This window comes from Mesorhizobium kowhaii, assembly GCF_042431665.1.
In the GTDB taxonomy this organism is placed as follows: Bacteria; Pseudomonadota; Alphaproteobacteria; order Rhizobiales; family Rhizobiaceae; genus Mesorhizobium; species Mesorhizobium kowhaii.
The window spans coordinates 1-1240 of sequence record NZ_JBHLYT010000119.1 but is presented as its reverse complement, the minus strand read 5'-3'; the positions used below and the strand labels follow the sequence as shown (position 1 = coordinate 1240).

Genomic DNA, 1240 nt, shown 5'->3' with positions numbered 1-1240 from the left:
CGCCGGCCGAAGCCGAGGAACGCTACTACGCCATGCTGGATGAACCAGCCATAGCCGCGTGACTCAAACGAAACGGCCTCCGGAAAACCCGGCGCGGTTCAGTCCTTCAACGTAGGCGATCACCACGTTGGTTTTGGGATCGGCCGTAAAGTAGTCGAGGTACTCGTCGAAGCGAATATCGGCCTCGTTACCTACACCCACATAAGTGCTCAAGCCTACCTGCCCGTTGGCTTGAGCTTCGGTGACGAGGGACAGAGCCATGTTGCCCGACTGGGACAAAAGGCCAATGCTACCCTTCCGCAAGTCCGAAAAGCCGACGAGATTGCAGGCTTTGTGAGTATTGAACATGCCCGAGGTGTTTGGCCCGATGATCCTCACCCCGCCAGCGCGCGCAGCGGCTAGCACTGCATCCTGGAGCCGCTTGCCGTCGCCTCCGGCCTCTCCAAAGCCACCCGCCAGAACCACGGCGCCGCGCACTCCTTTTGCGGCGCATTCGGTGATGACTGAAGCAACCGTCGCTGCTGGAGTGCAGACCAGCGCAAGGTCGACGGGCCCCGGTAGGCTGCCCAGATCGGGCAGACACCTAATGCCGCAGATTTCACTCTCTTTTGGATTGATCGGATAGATCGCCCCGCCATAGCCATCGTCCAGGAGTTTTCTTAGCGACCGATATCCCCGCTTTGCCGGGTTCTTGGATGCGCCGATGATCGCAATGGAGTCGGGGGACAGAATGTTGAAGAGGACATGCGACGCCATGTTATTCCCCCCGAAAGATCGGTGAACGCTTTTCCGCGAAGGCGTCGACGCCCTCCTGCCAATCGCGCGTCGTCGAACAAAACATCATGCCCTCAAGCTCAGCAGTAAGAGCAGAGTCGAACGTCCCGTGAGCAGCTGACGCCAACTGCTCTTTGGCAAGCTGCATCGAGAATGGGGCCTTCTTTGACAGTTCGCTCGCCAAAGTGCGGATGCCTTCAACGAACTCCTCGTCGGGGATACAGCGTGAGGCCAGTCCGATCCTGACTGCTTCCCCTCCGTCAATCTGCCGACCGAGGAAGATCAGCTCACGCGCTTTTGCGAGGCCGACAAGCCGTGGAAGGATGTTTGTAACCCCACCCCCCAGGAATGCGCCAAGGCCAATTTCGGGAAATCCGATCCGCGCTGAGGCGGCCATGACTATAAAGTCGCAAGCGAGAGCCATCTCGGCCCCGGCGCCAAGCGCATAGCCGTTTACCGCCGCAAT

Annotated in this window: 2 protein-coding genes; both read right to left on the bottom strand. The window is 59.4% G+C overall.

The window, feature by feature from the left end; translation table 11 throughout:
- Positions 1-63: 63 nt before the first annotated feature.
- Entirely contained in the window at positions 64-756 is a 693-nt protein-coding gene (locus ACFFNA_RS35650; protein ID WP_378924630.1) for a CoA-binding protein, read from the bottom strand.
- A gap of 1 nt (position 757) precedes the next feature.
- Positions 758-1240, bottom strand: a 483-nt coding sequence (locus ACFFNA_RS35645; RefSeq protein WP_378924628.1) for an enoyl-CoA hydratase/isomerase family protein, incomplete at its 5' end; no start/stop codon positions are given.

What these genes read in the sequence shown, in the direction of transcription:
- ACFFNA_RS35650 (WP_378924630.1), bottom strand. Translation starts at nt 756, where the DNA reads ATGGCGTCGCATGTCCTCTTCAACATTCTGTCCCCCGACTCCATTGCG.